Here is a 17,721-nt window from a genome sequence, read left to right on the forward strand (position 1 = left end):
TGAGGCCCGGCATTTGCTGGGCCTTGTTTTATCAAGGGACTCCGGGCGCTGCAGGGACGGAGAAAAAAGCCTCAACATAAGGGGCTACCTGGCCCACGTACAAGATGTGCCCGTGCGAGAGTGAGGTTTGTGTGAGTGATTTAATTCCAACCCGTGAGGAACAGGAAGGTGATGGCGAAGTTCGCTATCGCATGCTGTATGAGTCGGAAGACAAAGTCTACATCCGACATATCAAGGGTGTTTTCACCCGTGTTCGCAAATATACCGGCCTGCCTTTGCTGCTGGCTTTCTTCTTCCTACCCTGGATCAATATCGACGGGCGCCAGTCGGTCTTCTTTGATCTTCCCACCCGCCAATTCCATATTTTCTGGACTACTTTCGGCCCCCAAGACGGCTTCCTTCTAGGTTGGCTGCTGATCATTGCCGCCTTTGCGCTGTTTGCGGTCACCACATTGCTGGGCAGGGTGTGGTGTGGCTTCACCTGTCCGCAGACCGTCTGGACCATGATGTTTATCTGGGCAGAAAGGGTTTGTGAAGGCGATCGCAATAAGCGAATGAAGCTCGACAAGGCCCCCTGGAACCTGGAAAAGGTCCTGCGCAAGGGTGGCACGCACACCATCTGGCTGCTGATCTCGCTGGCAACTGCACTGGCCTTTGTGGGCTATTTCTACGGTGTGCGCGAGCTAGTCGTGGATCTGGCGACGTTTAACGCGCACCCGCAGGGTGTTTTCTGGGTCGCTTTCTTCACTTTTGCCACCTATATGAACGCGGGCTTCCTGCGCGAGCAGGTGTGTAAATACATGTGCCCCTATGCCCGTTTCCAGTCGGTGATGTACGACGAGGATACGCTGGCGGTTTACTACGATGCCAAGCGGGGTGAGACCCGTGGTCCGCGCAAAAAGAACGTGGATTACAAGGCGGAAGGTATGGGTGACTGTATCGACTGCTACTGGTGTGTTCAGGTGTGTCCGGTGGATATCGATATCCGCGACGGCATGCAGTACGAATGTATCAATTGTGGCCTCTGTGTCGACGCCTGTAACAGTGTTATGGACAAGATGGGCTATGAGCAGGGTTTGATTCGCTTCACCTCTGAGGATGAATTACAGGGTGGAAAGACCCGCTTCCTGCGTCCACGCCTGTTTGGTTACGCACTGATTCTTATTGCCATGACAGGCCTGTTTGCACAGCAGGTGATGACTCGCAGCCCTATCGAGGCTGAAGTCTCCCGCGATCGCGGTACCCGTATGTTCCGTGAGTCCCAAGGGCAGGTGCAAAATGTCTACACGGTGAAAATCAACAACATGGATCAGGCTCCCCACGAATTCACCATCAAGGTGGAAGGTAAGCCTGAATACGATTACTCCGTTCGCAGGCCAAGAACTATTTACCTGGTGCCGGGAGAGATGTTCTCCGTTCCTATTCGGGTCAGTGTTCCCAGAGAGCAGCTGAAGGATACCAAGCACGATATAGAGATTGTTGTCCAAGCAGTCGACAATCCTGAGCTGGTTGATAAGCACCGAACGGTGTTTATTGGTCCAAAGCAGTAGACGGGGCGCCAATCCCGTTGCAAAGTACGGGCCCGCCCAGGCGGGCTCGACTTTTGTGCACAAACGGTAACTTTTTGGTAACGCGATGAATGAACCAACCCCAAAACCCTGGTACCGGGAACCTTGGGCGTGGATGGTACTGGCTCCACTGATTGCAGTGGTGGTCGTCTCCACAATTACAGTCTCGATAGCGGTGCGCTTTGCTGACGATAAAGTCAGTGATACCTACTACAAAGACAGCCGCATGTATCACTTTAGCGCCGAGCAGGACTTGCGCGCGAAAGAGCTGGGTCTGGCCGCTTTGGTCCAGTTTCAGCCAGCTGAAAACACGGTTGTCGTGGAGCTGAATGGCGACCTCGACTACCCCAAGGCCCTACTGCTCACATTGAGCCACCCGGTGGAGTCTGACCTGGATAAGCATATCGAGCTCTCCCAGCTCTCTGTGGGCCGCTACCAGGGCACCTTGCCTGAAGGCGTTGGGAATCGCTGGTATCTGCGCTTAATGCCGGAACTCGATCCTGATGCGCATCAGGACGCCAACTGGCGCCTGAAAGGTGAAATCAACTTCGATCTCGGCAATGCCGCGCCACTGAACGCAGTAACTCAATGACTTTGTCTTCCTCCTCCTGTTATCACTGTGGACTCCCAGTCCCTCCCGGCAGCAACCACTCGGTGGTGATCGACGGGGCCGCCCGGGATATGTGTTGTCCAGGCTGTGAGGCGGTGGCCAGCGCTATCGTTTCCGGTGGTCTGGATGGCTTTTATCGCTTCCGGGAGAAGGAGAGCGACAGGCCGGAGGAAGCTCAACCCCAGGACCGCTGGGCGGCTTACGATTTACAGGAAGTGCAGCAGCAGTTCGTTCACGATTGGGATAACGGCAACAAGATTGCCTCGCTGTTGATTAGCGGTATTACCTGTGCAGCCTGTGTGTGGCTGATAGAAAAGCACCTGGGGCAGTTGGACGGGATTGAGAAGGTCTCTGTCAACGCCAGCACCCAGCGTGCCCAGATCGGTTTTAATCCCGACAAGATCAAACCCAGTGAGCTGTTTGGCGAACTGGAGCGGATTGGCTACCGGCCGGCCCCGGCCACTGCGGCCAACCAGGAAAGTGTGATCCAGAGCGAACACCGCGCCGCCCTGCGCCGCCTGGGTGTCGCTGGACTCGGCACCATGCAGGTGATGATGTTTGCCATCGCCCTGTATTTCGGTGCTGCCGCGGAAGAGGGCGTCGGCGAGTTTGAGCGCTACTTCCGCTGGGTTTCCCTACTGGTGGCAACGCCAGTGGTTTTCTATGCGGCGCGCCCATTTTTCAGCGCCGCTTTGCGCAGTCTGCGCGCTCGACACCTGAGTATGGATGTGCCAGTGTCCCTGGCGATTGGTATGGCCTATGTCGCCAGCTTTTACGCCACCGTATTCGGCACCGGTGAGGTGTACTTCGAATCTATCTCCATGTTCACCTTCTTCCTGTTGTTGGGGCGGACGGTGGAAATGCGCGCCCGCCATCGGGCGGGCTTAGCCAGCGGTGGTTTGGCTCAGTTGCTGCCGATGACGGCGGCCAAATACCAAGGGGACGATATTGTCTATGTACCGGTGGCCGCATTGGCCGCTGGCGATAAAGTTTTGTTGCGCCCGGGAGACACTGTCCCCGCCGATGGGGAGGTGCTGGAGGGCGTTAGTGGTGTGGATGAATCCCTGCTCAGCGGTGAATCGGCACTGCAACAGAAGTCTGCTGGCAGCCCGGTTTATGCCGGTAGTGTCAACGGCGATTCCACCCTGACTATTCGAATCACGGCAGCGGGGCAGTCGACTCGCTTGTCCGCTATTGAGCGCCTGGTAGAACGGGCGCAATTAGATAAACCCCACCAAGTGGCCCTGGCAGATCGGGTTGCGGGTATTTTTGTCGGCGTCGTTTTATTCGCGGCACTGGCGGCGTTTGTTGTCTGGTGGCAAATCGATCCCAGTCGCGCTTTTTGGGTGTCCCTGTCTGTTTTGGTGGTGACTTGCCCCTGTGCACTGTCGCTGGCAACCCCTGCTGCCCTGGCCTCCGCCACCCTGCGTTTACAGCAGTTGGGGCTTCTTGTGGCTGGAGGCAGCCTACTGGAAACTCTGCCGCGTATCGGCCGGGTGCTGTTCGACAAGACCGGTACCCTGACGCGCGGTGAGCCGAGAATCCTGCATATTGATTTGCTGCGGTCCAACTGGAGCGAGCAGCGGGTTAAGGATGTTGCCGCTGCCCTGGAATCCCAAACCAATCACCCCCTGGCCAGGGCCTTCCGCGCCTGGCGTGGCAATCTCATCGCCACTGATCTGAAAGTCCATACCGGAGCCGGCCTGGAAGGGCAGATCGAGGGGGGCAGTTACCGGCTGGGTAAGGCGAGCTTTGTCTTCCCTGAGGATGTTTCTACGCCCGAAGGGGAGGGGCAGTGGCTGCTGCTCGGCGACTCCCTGGGCCCTATTGCCTGGATTGCGTTGGGGGATAAGTTACGGAACTCGGCAACCACCGCTGTTGAGGGTTTGACTGAGCAAGGTCTTTCAGTGGAACTGCTCAGTGGTGACCAGTCTGCGGAAGTTGAGCGGCTGGCAGGGCGAGCGGGTATCGACAACTACCGCGCCGGTGCCTCGCCAGAGGACAAGCTCAGCCATATGAAGCAGCTGCAAAGCGATGGTGAGAAGGTGTTAATGGTAGGGGATGGCATCAATGATGTGCCAGTGCTCTCTGGTGCCGATGCCTCTGTGGCGATGATGTCTGCGGCGGATCTGGCCCAGTCCCGCGCCGATGCCATTTTGCTGAACGGAGATCTCGAAGTGCTGCCCAAAGCTATAGAGCTGGCGCACAAGTGCCGCCGAATTGTGCGGCAAAATCTGGCATGGGCTCTGGGCTACAACGTGATTGCCCTGCCACTGGCATTTTGCGGTCTGGTGCCGCCCTGGGCTGCGGCAATCGGTATGTCCCTGAGTTCTTTGATCGTAGTGCTAAATGCGTTGCGTCTGTCCCGTGGACAGGAAGTCGACGAAAACCCTGTGAGCGCCGCGGCTTAATCCCGTGATCACAGAAAGAGAGGAGGTTTAACTGATGGAAAGTCTGTATTTCCTGATTCCCATTGCGGTGATTTTGGTTGGCTTTGCGGTGAAGCTCTTTTTCTGGGCCGTGAATAACGGACAGTACGATGACCTGGAAACGGAAGGTCGTCGCATTTTGTTTGATGACGATGATGTTCAGCAGGACAAATCTGATTCGGAAAGGAAGCAGGAGAAGTAAGTGGGGGACTGGGGTTTTTTAGCGGCGGCTCTGGCTATCGGTTTTTTGGGTAGCAGTCACTGCATCGGTATGTGTGGGGGAATCTCCGGGGCGCTGGGTATGGCGGTACCGGGCAAAAAGACTGCTTGGGTGCAGCTGGGCTCTTACCAATTGGGTCGCCTGGGTAGCTATGCGCTGATGGGAGCGCTCGCCGGTGCCCTCGGTGCGGCGATACTGCCGGCACTAACTCCGCTGCGATTTGCCGCCGGGATCATGCTGATCCTGATGGCGCTGTATATCGGCGGTATCTGGCAGGGATTGGCTTGGATTGAAAAAGGGGGCCGTTACCTTTGGCGCTATGTGCAGCCACTATCGGCCAAATTACTGCCGGTTCGCTCTGCGGGGCAGGCATTGGCACTGGGCTCCCTGTGGGGCTGGTTGCCCTGTGGTTTGGTTTATAGCGCGCTGACTTTTGCCCTGGCCCAGGGCAGTGCCGAGCGGTCTGCCCTGGCGATGTTTGCTTTTGGTTTGGGCACCGTGCCGGCCATGCTGGCTACTGGCGCTGCGGCGGCGCAGGTGCGTGGCATAGTGCAAAAGCCGGGGGTTCGCTATGGTTTCGCCGCAGCGATTTTGCTGTTTGGTATCTGGACCATTTGGGGGGCTATGGGCCACGGTGGACACGGAGACCACGCCAACCACGGGGAGATGAGCGGGATGGAAGCCCCCGCCGAAGACAAAGAAGAGCAGGGACACCATCATCACCATCACTAAGCGCAGTGATGATGGGTCCTGTGGGCGCTAGAGGTCGATCCGCAGGGATAGGTCGATAGCGCGCAGGTGCTTGGTCAGGCTACCAGAAGAGATATAGTCCACTTCCAGTTCAGCTAACTGAGCGATGCGATCCCGGTCGACACTGCCGGAAAGCTCAATTTTGGCTTTGCCTTTGGCCAGTTTCAGGGCCGTTCTAGTGTCTTCATCATTGAATTCGTCGAGCATAATCACGTCCACACCGACGGCGAGCGCCTGCTCCAGCTCTTCAATATTTTCCACTTCGACTTCAATCAAGGCTTCCGGCTTGATCACTCGCGCTTGGGCGACGGCGTGTTCAATGCCTCCGGCGGCGAAGATATGGTTCTCTTTGATCAGGAAGGCGTCGTAAAGACCGATGCGGTGATTGTGGCAGCCACCGCAAAGCACGGCGTATTTCTGTGCGCTGCGCAGACCGGGAATGGTCTTGCGGGTGTCGAGAATCTTCACCTCAGTGCCCTCAGCTCGCGCAGCGAACTCTGCAGCGGTTGTGGCAGTACCGGATAAGGTTTGCAGGAAATTCAGTGCGGCGCGCTCGCCGGTGAGGATAGCGCGGGCATTGCCTTCCAGCTCAAAAATAACGGCGTTGGCGCTGATGCGGTCGCCGTCCTCGAAGTGCCAGGTGAGGACGAGTTCCGGGTCCAGGGCGTGGAATACAGCCTCTACCCAGGCGCGACCACTCAGAGTGCAATCTTCGCGGGTGATTACCCGGGCCCGCGCATTGCGGTCCTCTGGGATCAGCTGGGCGGTGATATCGCCACTACCAATATCTTCTTCCAGGGCCACCTGAACTGAGCGTTGCAGGTCGGCAGTGATATTGGGAATAGCCGTGTCTTGTGGTCGCATTGGGAAACCTCGAAATTAACGCCGGCGCAGTTTACCAAAACACTCGGGGTTTTGACTGCTGAACTCAGTCATTGACAAGTAGCAGTTGGCTCTACGAATAGCTGTGACAAGTGTCTCAAATATGTCGCAGAACTGTGTAAAACAGTCCTATAACGCGAGTAGAATGACCGAAGAGTTAGGCTTGATCGCAGCCTGAATTGTTCCAGAGCAGGGCCGGTAAACGCTGTTCTCTCGCGATCAAAACTTGAGTGAAATCAAGAACTTCGGCAGATTTTTCGCACATGATCGCGGCGGGATTTCAACAGGTTTGGGAATGTGGTTATCGGGGAATTGAAAGTATCCGTTTCCGCTTGGGAGACCACTTTTCCAATTACTAATTTTTGCTTTTGGCCTCAGCGCTACAAGTCGGACAGCATTCGAAGGACTTCTTGGAAATGAGTGAATCCAGAAAGGTAGTTTCCCTCTCAGAGAAAAGTGGAGCGCGCAATATTTCTGCATCAGGTAAGCCCGCTGTTCTGCCCGCCGCAGTGACAATGCTGAAAGAAAAAGCGACGGCACAATTGCTGGAGCGGATAAAAACGCTTTTCGGAAAAGTAGATGATTCCCTGTTTGCCATGGCTGAGCGAGCCCATGGCCAGGAAGAGCAGGATGGCCTTTTCCAGGCTTTGCGCTTACTTCGTGTGGAGCGCCGCAATATAGCCGAACAATTTATTAAGAATGTCTCTCGCGCTTTTCAGATACGCGAAGAAGAGAAATCAGAAAGTAGTTTCGCTTCGGATAACCTGTCGCTGGTTCACAATGATGACCTGGAGCAACTAGTAGCTGCCGACACCATGGTGGCTACAGCCAAGCGCGATTTTGCAGAGCCCCTCACCGAGTTGTGTATGAGGCTCGATACGCTCTACGCCGTTAAGGTGTATGACAAGAATAATCCTCTGGGTCCAGACGTAATCTGCGATGCTTTCGTAGAGGCAAACCAGGACCTGGATCTTCACATCCGCGCCCGCCTCACCCTGCTTAAAAAGTTTGAGCAGGTAGTTATGTTGCAACTGCGTGACTTCTATGAATTCTGCAATCAGCTACTTGTAGAGCAGGGTGTATTGCCGTCGCTGCGTGAACAGCAGCGCGTAGCCAGGCAGCGCTCTGCCTACAACGGCGCTCCCGCTCCCATTGCCAATGCACCGACTGGTGGGCCCAGCGGTGTTACGGCTGGTGGCCAACCTGGGCAAGGTGGCGTTGCCGCTACCGGACACTTTCCTCCAGGGCTGGTACCCGCTGCGGCAGGCGTTACACCGATGCCCGCTGGGGATCTTCTTTCCCACTTGGGAGCACTGCAAAGTGGAAGCCACTATCAGGGTGGTAGTGCGGTACAGCTGCTAAATGTGGGCGAGTTGCTACAGCAGCGGCTGGTGGACTCTAACCAGGCGGCCTCACTGGCAAAAGTCGATAGTGATGTGATCAAGCTGGTGGAGATGCTGTTCTCCTTTATCCTGGAAGATCGTAGCCTCGCTACCCAGATTAAATCCCTTTTAGGTCGATTGCAGTTGCCACTATTGAAAGTGGCCATTGCGGATAAATCATTTTTCAGTAAAGGCGGTCATCCGGCACGTAAACTGCTCAACGAGTTGGCCGATGCGGCTACCGGGTGGCAGGCAGGGGATAACTACGAATCCGATCCCCTGTACAAAGAGATATCCCAAATTGTTGAGCGCGTGCTTAACGAGTTTGATCGGGACATCAACATCTTTGCCGTTTTGCTGGAATCACTGCGGGAATTTATCGTCCGCGAACGCAAGCGCGCTGAGATGCTGGAGCGTCGCGTTGTAGATGAAGCGGATGGCCGTGCCAAGACCCAAGCTGCCCGAGCGCGGGTAGCTGCGGTGATGGATGCCTTGGTTGCAGAGAGAGACCTGCCGCAGGTTGTACAGGATTGGCTAAATAAAGTCTGGAACAATGTGCTGTTCCTGACTTGTGTCAAAGAGGGCACAGAGAGTGATGCCTGGAACCGCGATGTGCGCACTGCCAGAGACCTTGTGTGGAGTGTCCAGGCGCCAATGCCCGATTCCCGCAAGCAGTTATTAAGCTTACTGCCTGTTTTGCAGGAGAGATTGCGCGAGGGAATTGAGGCGCTTTCCTATAACGCTTTCGAAGCGCGCACTCTTTTCTCCGGCCTTAAAGAAGTTTATCGCGAGCGCTTTGCCCTGGCCCAGCAATTGGCGGAGCAGCGTGAGCGTGAAGTGGCAGAGCAGGTTGCCCGCGAAGTGCGCGCAGCGACATCTGCTGAGCCGACGTCTGTTGTTGCTGATAATGTTGCTGACAAGCCAGTTGCCCCTGTCGTGGAACAGGAAACTGCTGCTGATGGCGGACCCGCTGGTGTTACTGAAGCTACGGTTGCCGTGACTGAAGCGGTAATTGCTGAAGCTGTGGTTACCCAGGAAGTGATTACAGACACTGCCGAAGTCCAACTTCCAGGCGAGCCAGCTGAAGTTACTGTTGAAGCTGTCCAAGCCGAACCCCAGGAAGTGGCGGTGCCGCAGATGGAAGAGCTTGAGCAGGCAGTTGCTGAAGCAGAGGTGGCTGCACCGGAGCAGGATGGACTGGCCCCCCTTGACGAAGATGATCCCCACTGGCAGATGACCTTCCGCCTGGCACAGGGCAGTTGGTTCGAGCTGAAGCGCTCTGAGGACGAGCAGTTCCGTTGTCGTCTGGCGGCGGTAATTCGCGATATCGACCAGTTTATCTTCGTTAATCGCAACGGCGCTAAGGTTGCCGAGTTTGCTCGTCTGGAGCTGGCCCACGCCCTGCGTTCGGCACAGCTTATGCCACTGGATGATGGTATGTTGTTTGAGCGGGCGCTGCAGTCCGTGATTGGTAATGTGCGCAAGAAGCGCAGTGAGCAGCGCTAATTTTCGGGAAACTAACGAGCGGACGTTGAGTATTTGGCAGGGATATTCAGTGGCCAGTGGTTTTCCGCAAGTTATGTCGCGATACTGCTCCGATCAGATTGGCATATCGATCAACGCTTCCATAGAATGGTAACTGCTGAAGCCTCGGGCGATACCGGGGCTATCAATAGGTTGCAGCGGAGATCGCAGATTGAAATATCAAGTGGAGTCTGGCTGGTTGGCGGGCGCGCGCCGGGTTCCGAGTCCTCATTGCAATAGCCGCCCGGAAGACTGTGCGGTGGATCTATTGGTGATTCACAGTATCAGCTTGCCGCCCGGACAATATGGCGGCCCCTACATTGATGCCTTTTTCCTGGGGCAGTTGGATATCGATGCGCACCCCTATTTTGCCGATATTGCTGCATTACAGGTGTCTGCGCATATTTTGATCGACCGCGATGGCCTGGTAACGCAATACGTTCCCCTGGATCGGCGTGCCTGGCATGCGGGCAAGTCTGAGTTTAAAGGCCGTACCAACTGCAATGATTTTTCGATTGGCATTGAGCTGGAGGGGTTGGATACCGATATATATACCGATGCTCAATATCATGCTCTCGCCGAGGTGAGTGCAGCGATTATGCAGGCATACCCCTCCATTGATATCGATAGAATCGCCAGTCACTCTGATATTGCCCCCGGCCGAAAATTGGACCCGGGTCCGGGTTTTGACTGGGAGCGCTACCTCAATAAGCTAAAAGAAATCGTTTGATCCCCAGTAGCGAACCTCAAAAGTGGGACGGCCTCTAGTAAACAAGAGTCGCAGCACGATTTTGATAACTGAAACAGTCTCGGATTATTTATGACTCTGTTAATTGTTCTGATCACCGTTGCCCTGGTGCAAATCTGGGGTTCAGGGGCCCCGTTACATCGCGATGGTTGGTTCAGTCGCTGGGGCCAGTATTTACAGGCGTTGCCCAGTATTAATGGCAATAGTGGTCTGCTGCTTGGTGTCACTATCCTGGTTCCAGTATTGATCTCTGCGATTGTGATGGCGCTGGCAGAGGGCGCAGCGGGCGGCCTGGGCTACTTGCTGTTGGGGGTGCCATTGCTGCTCTATTGTCTCGGTCGCGGCAACTTCAACGAAATTGTCGCGAATTACCTGCGTAATTGGTACAGCGGAGACTTTGAAGGTGCTAACAAGGCGGCAGCTCCGATTTTGCGCGAGTTACACGAAGCGCCCTCCGATGATACTTGCTTGCATGAGCAGGTATTTCGCGGCGCAGCCTATTGTGCCTTTGAGAGACTCTTTGCCGTATTGTTTTGGTTTATTCTGCTGGGTATCCCCGGGGCAGTACTCTTCCGCTTGAGTGCTCTATATGCTGAAAATACCCGGGGCTCCTCCGAGGAAGCGACTGCGGCGCGCTGGTTGTGGTTACTGGAATGGTTGCCGGTCCGTGTGATGGGACTGAGCTTTGCCATTGTGGGCAATTTTGCCGGTTGTTACCGCGCTTGGCGCCGGGTGTTGATGTGTCGTGAAAGCCAAACCGATCAAGTTCTTGAGGCTTACCTGGAAGGGGCTCTTGGCGGTATTGATGCCAGCGAGTGCAGTGGCGGTTCCGACCTGTCGCAAATGCAGCGCCAAAGCGGTGCCGAGATTGAGGGGCTGCAGGCACTGCTTTCCAGAACCTTGCTTCTGTGGATAACTGGTTTAGCCCTTCTGGTTTTGTTTATCTGATAGCCAAAACAATCGCCTCTGAGCTACTTAGTGTGCTCCGGGGCGGCTGCTGAGCTTGTCGTCATTTTCAAAATTTTATTTCCTCTCTATATTGACTTATCCCCGCCTTCCTACGAAATTGCGCGCCCCAGCTGCCGGACTTCGGCGCTTTGCCATACCAATAAAGCGGAGCTAGCCATTGCCTGTGACGGCTTATACTCATTGAAGGAAGTAGGGTTTGGAAGTTTCGGTACTGGAACCGCAGATGTTGTCAGATCTGGCTACAGCAAACGATTGGAATGCAGCCACATTAGTGGCGGGGTTGCGAACCTATTTTCGCAGTGGTAGCACTGCCGAAATAAGTTGGCGGCGCAGGCAACTGTGTCAACTGCGCAAGATGATCTCCGAGAACGAGGCACATTTTGTCCAAGCCCTTCACGATGATTTGCGCAAAGCTCCCCAGGAAAGCTACCTCACTGAAATTTCATTTCTCTACAACGATATCGATCACACCCTGAAGTCCCTGAAGAAATGGGTGCGCCCGCGCAAGGTCCAATCGCCGATGATGACCCAGCCGGCCAAGAGCTATGTGCAACCGGAGCCGCTGGGTGTTGTGCTGATTATCGGTGCCTGGAATTATCCGCTGCAATTATTGTTATCGCCGCTGGTACCGGCGATTGCCGCCGGCAATTGTGCGGTGGAAAAGCCCTCTGAGTTATCCCCCGCAACCTCCCGGTTAATCGCAGAATTATTACCGCGTTATCTCGACAACGATGCCTTTGCGTGTGTCGAAGGTGGTGTGGCAGAAACCACGGCGCTGCTGGAGCAGCGTTGGGACCATATTATGTACACCGGCGGTGGCCGGGTCGGCAAAATCATAATGAGTGCGGCGGCTAAATACCTGACTCCGGTAACCCTGGAACTCGGCGGAAAGAGCCCTTGTATTGTTGCCGATGATGCCAACTTGGAAGTGGCTGCACGGCGAATTGCCTGGGGTAAATTTACCAATGCGGGGCAGACTTGTATCGCCCCGGATTATGTTCTTTGTAGTCGGCGGACAGCCGATCGGCTCACCCCCATGTTGCAGCGGGTGCTCTGGGAAATGTATGGGGAGCATCCGCGGGAATCTGCCGACTATGGGCGCATTATTAACAGCCAGCACACCCTTCGCCTGTCGGATTACCTGGGGGATGGAGAGGTGGTATTTGGCGGTGAAGTCGATGTGGATGACTGCTATATGGCGCCCACCATAATGCGCAACGTCAATCTCTCTGCGGGAGTTATGCAGGAGGAGATCTTTGGCCCGATACTCCCCATTATTGAACTGGATGATTTCTCCAAAGCGGAGGAGTTTGTCAATGAGCGAGAGAAGCCCCTGGCCCTGTATGTATTTACCCAGGATGAAGCATTGGCGGATCGGATTCTATCCCGTTGCAGCTCCGGCAACGCCTGCGTGAATGACTGCATGATGTTTATGCTGGCCCAGGACCTGCCTTTTGGAGGCGTTGGTGCCAGCGGTATGGGGTCCTACCATGGAGAGCATGGCTTCCGCACTTTCAGTCATTACAAGGCCGTAATGCGGCGCAGAAATATCCTCGATATCGATATACGATATGCACCCTTCAACGACAGGAAAATGAAATTCCTGCGTATGCTCAGCAAATAATTCCTTATCGATAGGCATGGTTTTCCACTGTGCCTGCTCCGTAGAACACTGGATGTTATCGGCGGTGGATAAGCTGGATTATTCCCATGTAGTCGAAAAGGATAACAGTGTTATGCCCCTGGATCGCAACGAGATACCTGCCAGTGAGGATGTATTTAGTGCCGCTCAAAATATTGCAGGCATGGTACACGAGACCCCTCTGCTCAGCTCTCGGCAGCTGAACGAGCTGACGGGCGCCAATTTGTGGTTTAAGTGTGAGCACTTGCAGAAAGTGGGTGCCTTTAAAGCGCGGGGCGCGGCTAATGCGCTTTCGCTGCTCCCGGACGGGGTCGAGGAAGTTGCCACCCATTCGTCCGGTAATCACGGTGCGGCGCTCGCCTGGGCAGCAGCCCAGCGGGGATTGGCCTGTACGGTGGTGATGCCCGAAACGGCTCCCAAGACAAAACGCATGGCGGTTGAGGGGTATGGCGCGAAGGTAGTGACTTCGGGCCCCAGCCTGGCTGATCGCGAATCCACTTTGGCAAAGGTACTTGAGGAAACCGGTGCGCACGAAGTCCCGCCCTATGACGATAAGCGCATTATTGCTGGGCAGGGCACTGTAGCCATGGAAGTGCTCAAGCAGAGCCGCGAACAGGGCTTTGCTCCAGACGTTATTGTGGCGCCAGTGGGAGGCGGTGGACTTTTGTCCGGCGTGGGATTGGCTATGGCTGCACTTGCCCCCGATATCCTGGTAATTGGTGCGGAACCCGCCGGAGCGGATGATGCCCAGCGTTCACTGCGCGGTGGCGTTCATATCACCACACAACAGCCTGATACGATCGCCGATGGTCTGCGCACAACATTGGGCGGCAAAAATTACGCCGTTATTGAGCGCACGGTGCGGGATATTGTGACGGTCAGTGAAGCTGGTATCGTCAATGCGATGCGGCTATTGTGGACGCGAACCAAACAGCTGGTAGAACCGTCGGCTGCGGTGGGTCTCGCTGCGATCATTGAGCACAGCGCGCGCTTTCGCAATAAGAATGTCGTGGTTGTTCTGACCGGCGGAAATATGGATCTGGACAAAGTGGGCCCACTGCTGTCCAGTGAAGAAAACTAAAAGGGGAGCTGGGATATGAGTCATTTATTGAAAAAGGGCGGCCGGGGTTTGGCCGGGCTGCTTTGTGTTGCTGCGCTGTCGCTGACTGGAACCAACGCGATTGCTGAGAAGCTGACACTGTCATCCAGCTCCCTGCAAGCTGGAAAGAAAATGCCCATGGCTCATGTTTATGGCAGCTGCGGCGGTGAGAACCTGTCTCCCCAATTGAGCTGGAGTGGGGCACCGGAGGGCACAAAGAGTTTTGCTATTACCGCTTACGATCCCGACGCACCCACCGGTAGTGGTTGGTGGCACTGGGTGGTATTTAATATCCCAGTTGATACGACCAATCTGCCGGAAGGGGCCGGTGACCTGAAGAACGGCCTGATTCCAGAAGCAGTGCAGGGGCGCAATGATTATGGTAATTCCGGTTACGGTGGTGCCTGCCCGCCCAAGGGGCACGGGGATCATCGCTATCGTTTTCGTGTCTATGCCTTGAAAGTGGAATCCCTGCCGCTGGATGAAAACACTTCTCCTGCTAAAGTTGGCTTCAATATCAATGCCAATAAGTTGGCCGAAGCGGAGCTGGAAGTTTTGTGGGGCCACTGAGTAAATAAATTAATCTAATCCCGCTGCACGGTGATCGCTGTTGCGGCGGCTCAGGCTCTGGAGGCCCGCGCTTGACCAACTCACAAAAGCAAATGACATGGGGGCAAGCGCTGGCCGCTTATTTGAAGCCCCGTGTACTCACCATGTTTTTCCTCGGCTTTTCCGCCGGCCTCCCATTACTGCTGGTTTTCTCTACCTTGACTGCCTGGCTGCGGGACTACGGTGTCAGCCGTACCGCCATCGGGTTTTTTGCCTGGGTGGGGATCACCTTTTCGATCAAGGTTCTCTGGGCCCCTATTGTCGATCAGCTGCGTCTGCCTTTTTTCACGGACAAATTGGGCAAGCGTCGGGGCTGGATGCTGGTATCCCAAATCGGGATAGCGATTGGCCTGATAGGTATGGCCAGTGTAAATCCCCAGCTCTCCCTGATGCACGTAGCCCTACTGGCCCTGTGGGTCGCTTTCTGTTCGGCCTCTCAAGATGTGGCGATTGATGCCTATCGAATTGAGGCCATGGATGACGACTATCAGGGCGCTATGGCTGCCAATTATGTATTTGGCTATCGGGTGGCAATGCTGATAGCTGGAGCGGGCGCCCTGTTTATTGCGGATATCTTTAGCTGGTCCGGTGCTTATCTTGCGATGGCTGGATTGATGGGCGTGGGCCTGATTACCACCTTGATTATTGCCGAGCCCGATCACAGCAAGGTAAACAAAGAAGCCGATGAGCTGCAAAGCGAGTGGGCCCAGCGCCTGTTGGGCAAGGGGGAACATGGTCGCATGAAGCAGTGGTTTATTCGCGCCGTGGCCTGCCCCTTTATCGAGTTTTTCCAGCGCAATGGCCGCTTCGCAATCATTCTGTTGGTGTTTATCGGTATTTTCCGTTTAAGTGATATTGCGATGGGGGTGATGGCCAATCCCTTCTATTTGGATCTGGGCTTTACCAAAACGGAAATTGCTGAAATCAGTAAGCTGTTTGGCTTCTTCTGTACCATTATCGGTTCCTTTCTAGGTGGGCTGTTAGTGGTGCGATACGGTGTTGTGCGTCCGCTGATACTGGGTTCGGTTATGGTCGCCTGTACCAACCTGTTATTTGCCCAGCTCGCTGTGATCGGTCCCGATAAAGCCTGGTTGGCGCTGGTAATTAGTGCGGACAACATCAGTGGAGGAATTGCCAATGCGATACTGATCGCGTTTCTCTCCAGTCTTGCCAATAAAGCTTATACCGCCACTCAATATGCTTTGTTTAGCTCCCTGATGACCTTGCCGGGGAAATTTATCAGTGGTTTTTCCGGCATAGTGGTGGATGCTCAGGGTTATGCCTACTTCTTTATTTATGCGGCGCTTATGGGAATTCCAGCCATTGCGCTGTCCATTTATTTTTGGCGCCGCGAGCAGCGCGACTGGCCGGGAGAAGAAGTTCAGCCGGGAGCGGGCACTACCTAAGGTTTACAGGGATGCTATTTCCTCTCTAAGAGTACACCCCGAATTCAGCTCTTTTCTAAATCCCTATGTCATATCAAAACTCTTCGCCGGGCATTCTGCCCGGCTTGTGTCTATGGTGGTTGTAAAGGTGAAACCCACCCCTCCATAGACTCGCCCTTATGTTTGATTGTGTGTCTGTTGCCTGTCGGGTCGGGTATCACTGGTAGACGATGCTCAGCGAATAAAAGCGACAAACTATGGCCCACGAAACCATCCGGGAGGCGGTGTTTAATCGGCGTATGCTGATTTGTATTGGCACCGGTTTCTCTTCGGGGATGCCTCTTTTTGTATTGATACAGTTGGTGCCCGCTTGGCTGCGTACCGAGGGTGTAGACCTGGCCACTATCGGTATTTTTGCATTGCTGGGGTTGCCTTATACGTGGAAATTTATCTGGTCTCCGCTGATGGAGCGCTATGCATTCCCGATGCTCGGCCGCCGGCGGGGCTGGATGTTGGTAATGCAGCTGTTGCTGATAGTTTCCATTGGCGTCCTGGGGATGTTCAGTCCCCAGTTTGATATCTGGTCAATTGCCGCAATTTGCTTTGCTGTGGCATTTTTCAGTGCCAGCCAGGATATAGTCCTGGATGCTTTCCGAAGGGAGATTTTGCCGGACCAGGAGTTGGGACTGGGCAATTCCTTCCACGCCAACGCCTATCGTATTTCCGGCTTGATCCCTGGCTCCCTCAGCTTGATTCTGTCGGATCACCTGGCCTGGGACCAGGTGTTTATGATTACTGCGGCCTTTATGTTGATTGCCGTCTTTATGACATTGATGGTCGCTGAGCCGGAACATCCAGCAGCTCGCCCTAATTCTCTGCGGGAAGCCATTGTTTTACCCTTCGTCGAATTCTTTAATCGCAATGGTGTAAAACAGGCGGTGCTCGTACTGGCCTTTATGTTTTTGTACAAGCTCGGCGATAGCATGGCCACAGCACTGGCGACGCCCTACTACCTGGATATGGGATATTCCAATACGGATATTGGCATAGTGGCGAAGAATGCCGGTTTGTGGCCTGCGGTAATTGGCGGTTTCTTTGGCGGCTTATTAATTGTAAAGATCGGGATTAATAAGTGCTTGTGGATTTTTGGTGTGGTACAGCTGGTTTCAATATTCGGATTTATGATTTTGTCTGAAGTGAATGGCGAGCTGGTGGGCACTCCAGATTTCAATCCTAGCCTCTGGCTATTGGCGATAGTAATTGCCTTTGAGTATCTCGGGGTGGGGTTGGGGACAGCGGTGTTTATTGCATTTATCGCCCGAACTACCAGCAAGTTGCACACCGCGACTCAATTTGCCTTGTTTACTGCCTTGACCTCGCTCCCGCGCACCTTCGCCAATGCTTCCACCGGCTATTTGGTGGAGGGAATGGGGTGGACACATTTCTTTCTCCTGTGTGCCGCCCTGGCGGTTCCCGGGATGATCCTGCTGTTTTGGGTTGCGCCCTGGGGGGCAGATGAGGTTGCGTAGTTTGTCTTCAGCGGCGGCTAAGGTTTCCAGCGGTATTTACTCATATCCACCCGTCCTTTCAACAATGTAACGCCCTCGCTTTCAAGTCTCTTACGCTGGTGGCTGGCGCCGGGCTCTGGCAGGGAGATGCGCCCCTGGGCGTTGATAACTCGGTGCCAGGGGAGCTTGGTGCCCCTGGGCAACTTACGCAGGGTCTGACCGGCAAGTCTAGCGGCACGTGGGTAGCCTGCCATCTCAGCCAAGTCTCCATAAGTCACAACCCGGCCCTTGGGGATGGCTGCCAAAGCTTGGCATATTCTTTCCAGGGAGTTCTGTTTTTCCATAAAAAGCTCAAACTGTCGGCGAAATACGCCAATTAGGCGCACTTTTTTACTT

15 protein-coding genes are annotated in these 17,721 nt (G+C 54.8%); 13 read left to right on the forward strand and 2 right to left on the reverse strand.

Going from position 1 to position 17,721, the window contains the following annotated elements; genetic code table 11:
* The first annotated feature begins 131 nt into the window (after positions 1-131).
* The 5 genes from ccoG to P0078_RS19585 all read left to right on the forward strand — a co-directional run bounded on the left by ccoG (position 132) and on the right by P0078_RS19585 (position 5,559).
* A complete protein-coding gene (ccoG, locus tag P0078_RS19565; RefSeq protein ID WP_282931571.1) occupies positions 132-1,550 on the forward strand; it encodes a cytochrome c oxidase accessory protein CcoG in 1,419 nt (472 codons plus the stop codon).
* Positions 1,551-1,635: 85 nt separating this feature from the next.
* The gene (locus P0078_RS19570; RefSeq protein ID WP_282931572.1) at positions 1,636-2,160 is read left to right on the forward strand and encodes a FixH family protein; all 525 of its coding nucleotides are present in this window, start codon (positions 1,636-1,638) and stop codon (positions 2,158-2,160) included.
* The gene (locus P0078_RS19575) at positions 2,157-4,589 is read left to right on the forward strand and encodes a heavy metal translocating P-type ATPase (RefSeq protein WP_282931573.1); all 2,433 of its coding nucleotides are present in this window, start codon (positions 2,157-2,159) and stop codon (positions 4,587-4,589) included. The genes P0078_RS19570 and P0078_RS19575 overlap by 4 nt, the downstream gene beginning before the upstream one ends.
* Before the next feature lie 34 nt (positions 4,590-4,623).
* On the forward strand, positions 4,624-4,809 hold the full coding sequence (ccoS, locus tag P0078_RS19580; RefSeq protein ID WP_282931574.1) for a cbb3-type cytochrome oxidase assembly protein CcoS: 186 nt from the start codon (positions 4,624-4,626) through the stop codon (positions 4,807-4,809).
* Positions 4,810-5,559, forward strand: coding sequence for a sulfite exporter TauE/SafE family protein (locus P0078_RS19585; protein WP_282931575.1), 750 nt, complete (start codon positions 4,810-4,812; stop codon positions 5,557-5,559).
* 27 nt (positions 5,560-5,586) lie between these two features.
* Here the strand turns inward: P0078_RS19585 and nadC are convergent, their stop codons facing one another.
* On the reverse strand, positions 5,587-6,441 hold the full coding sequence (gene nadC / locus P0078_RS19590) for a carboxylating nicotinate-nucleotide diphosphorylase (protein ID WP_282931576.1): 855 nt from the start codon (positions 6,439-6,441) through the stop codon (positions 5,587-5,589).
* Between the two features lie 434 nt (positions 6,442-6,875).
* On the opposite strand from nadC, the gene P0078_RS19595 reads away from it, so the two are divergent.
* The 8 genes from P0078_RS19595 (at position 6,876) to P0078_RS19630 (ending at position 17,346) form a co-directional block, all read left to right on the forward strand.
* Positions 6,876-9,347 carry a DUF1631 domain-containing protein gene (locus tag P0078_RS19595; protein WP_282931577.1) on the forward strand — a complete coding sequence of 824 codons (2,472 nt, stop codon included), beginning with the start codon at positions 6,876-6,878 and terminating at the stop codon, positions 9,345-9,347.
* Between the two features lie 190 nt (positions 9,348-9,537).
* Positions 9,538-10,095 carry a 1,6-anhydro-N-acetylmuramyl-L-alanine amidase AmpD gene (ampD, locus tag P0078_RS19600; RefSeq protein WP_282931578.1) on the forward strand — a complete coding sequence of 186 codons (558 nt, stop codon included), beginning with the start codon at positions 9,538-9,540 and terminating at the stop codon, positions 10,093-10,095.
* Positions 10,096-10,185: 90 nt separating this feature from the next.
* The gene (ampE, locus tag P0078_RS19605) at positions 10,186-11,061 is read left to right on the forward strand and encodes a regulatory signaling modulator protein AmpE (RefSeq protein WP_282931579.1); all 876 of its coding nucleotides are present in this window, start codon (positions 10,186-10,188) and stop codon (positions 11,059-11,061) included.
* Between the two features lie 217 nt (positions 11,062-11,278).
* Entirely contained in the window at positions 11,279-12,706 is a 1,428-nt protein-coding gene (locus P0078_RS19610) for an aldehyde dehydrogenase family protein (protein WP_282931580.1), read from the forward strand.
* Positions 12,707-12,758: 52 nt separating this feature from the next.
* Entirely contained in the window at positions 12,759-13,805 is a 1,047-nt protein-coding gene (locus P0078_RS19615; RefSeq protein ID WP_282931581.1) for a threonine ammonia-lyase, read from the forward strand.
* A 15-nt stretch (positions 13,806-13,820) separates the two neighbouring features.
* Positions 13,821-14,393 (forward strand): YbhB/YbcL family Raf kinase inhibitor-like protein, encoded by a 573-nt coding sequence (locus P0078_RS19620; protein ID WP_282931582.1) that lies wholly within the window; start codon positions 13,821-13,823, stop codon positions 14,391-14,393.
* 71 nt (positions 14,394-14,464) lie between these two features.
* Positions 14,465-15,838 (forward strand): AmpG family muropeptide MFS transporter, encoded by a 1,374-nt coding sequence (locus P0078_RS19625; RefSeq protein ID WP_353057016.1) that lies wholly within the window; start codon positions 14,465-14,467, stop codon positions 15,836-15,838.
* A gap of 236 nt (positions 15,839-16,074) precedes the next feature.
* A complete protein-coding gene (locus P0078_RS19630) occupies positions 16,075-17,346 on the forward strand; it encodes an AmpG family muropeptide MFS transporter (RefSeq protein ID WP_282931583.1) in 1,272 nt (423 codons plus the stop codon).
* Positions 17,347-17,363: 17 nt separating this feature from the next.
* Here the strand turns inward: P0078_RS19630 and P0078_RS19635 are convergent, their stop codons facing one another.
* Positions 17,364-17,669, reverse strand: a complete 306-nt coding sequence (locus P0078_RS19635; protein WP_282931584.1) for an MGMT family protein — start codon at positions 17,667-17,669, stop codon at positions 17,364-17,366.
* Between the last annotated feature and the right edge of the window lie 52 nt (positions 17,670-17,721).

Origin of the sequence: Microbulbifer sp. VAAF005 (genome assembly GCF_030012985.1) — a bacterium.
Lineage (GTDB): Bacteria > Pseudomonadota > Gammaproteobacteria > Pseudomonadales > Cellvibrionaceae > Microbulbifer.

Bases quoted from the DNA above. Each gene is read 5' to 3' on its own strand.
- P0078_RS19570 (WP_282931572.1), top strand. From the start codon at position 1,636: ATGAATGAACCAACCCCAAAACCCTGGTACCGGGAACCTTGGGCGTGG.
- P0078_RS19575 (WP_282931573.1), top strand. From the start codon at position 2,157: ATGACTTTGTCTTCCTCCTCCTGTTATCACTGTGGACTCCCAGTCCCT.
- ccoS (WP_282931574.1), top strand. From the start codon at position 4,624: ATGGAAAGTCTGTATTTCCTGATTCCCATTGCGGTGATTTTGGTTGGC.
- nadC (WP_282931576.1), bottom strand. From the start codon at position 6,441: ATGCGACCACAAGACACGGCTATTCCCAATATCACTGCCGACCTGCAA.
- P0078_RS19595 (WP_282931577.1), top strand. From the start codon at position 6,876: ATGAGTGAATCCAGAAAGGTAGTTTCCCTCTCAGAGAAAAGTGGAGCG.
- ampE (WP_282931579.1), top strand. From the start codon at position 10,186: ATGACTCTGTTAATTGTTCTGATCACCGTTGCCCTGGTGCAAATCTGG.
- P0078_RS19615 (WP_282931581.1), top strand. From the start codon at position 12,759: ATGTTATCGGCGGTGGATAAGCTGGATTATTCCCATGTAGTCGAAAAG.
- P0078_RS19620 (WP_282931582.1), top strand. From the start codon at position 13,821: ATGAGTCATTTATTGAAAAAGGGCGGCCGGGGTTTGGCCGGGCTGCTT.
- P0078_RS19630 (WP_282931583.1), top strand. From the start codon at position 16,075: ATGGCCCACGAAACCATCCGGGAGGCGGTGTTTAATCGGCGTATGCTG.
- P0078_RS19635 (WP_282931584.1), bottom strand. From the start codon at position 17,669: ATGGAAAAACAGAACTCCCTGGAAAGAATATGCCAAGCTTTGGCAGCC.